Source organism: Kineococcus glutinatus (genome assembly GCF_039542765.1).
In the GTDB taxonomy this organism is placed as follows: Bacteria; Actinomycetota; Actinomycetes; order Actinomycetales; family Kineococcaceae; genus Kineococcus_A; species Kineococcus_A glutinatus.
On record NZ_BAABIL010000251.1, the window covers coordinates 1 to 833 of the forward strand.

Sequence of the window (833 nt, forward strand, 5' to 3'; positions counted from 1 at the left end):
TGGCCTTCGACATCGCCACCCTGGTGGACCGCCGGCGGGTGCTGGGCGTCCTGGGCCTGGGCGCGGCCGGGCTCGGGCTGGCGGCCTGCGGCGGCGACGCCAGCGCCTCGGGCAGCACCACCTCCTCGACGGCGAGCAGCTCCACCGCCCTGGCGGAGATCCCCGACGAGACCGCCGGCCCCTACCCCGGCGACGGCTCCAACGGCGCCGACGTCCTGGAGCAGAGCGGCGTGGTGCGCAGCGACATCCGCTCCAGCTTCGGCACCTCCACCACCACCGCCGAGGGCGTGCCGATGACGCTGCGGCTGAGCATCGTCGACATGGCGAGCAGCAACGCCCCCTTCGAGGGCGTGGCCGTCTACGTGTGGCACTGCAACCGCGACGGGGAGTACTCCATGTACTCCGAGGGCATCACCGCGGAGAACTACCTGCGCGGGGTGCAGGTCGCCGACGCCGAGGGCGTGGTCACCTTCACCAGCATCTTCCCCGCCTGCTACGACGGGCGCTGGCCGCACGTCCACTTCGAGGTCTACCCCGACGTCGCGTCCACCACCGACGCGGCCAACGCCATCGCCACCTCCCAGGTGGCGATGCCGCAGGCCACCTGCGAGGCCGCCTACGCCACCACCGGCTACGAGCAGTCGGTCACCAACCTGGCGAAGGTCAGCCTGGCCGCCGACAACGTCTTCGGCGACGACTCCGGCGCCAGCCAGCTGCCCACCGTCTCCGGCGACGCCACCAGCGGCTACACCCTCGCCCTCACCGTCGGCGTCGACACCACGACCACCCCCACCGGCGGCGGTCAGCCCGCCAGCGGCGGCGGTGCGCCGGGC

General features: G+C 73.5%; 1 protein-coding gene. It reads left to right on the plus strand.

The genetic code is table 11. The features are described 5' to 3' along the window. Positions 1-833: intradiol ring-cleavage dioxygenase (locus ABEB16_RS10395; RefSeq protein ID WP_345712181.1), on the plus strand; the 833-nt coding region annotated here is incomplete at both ends.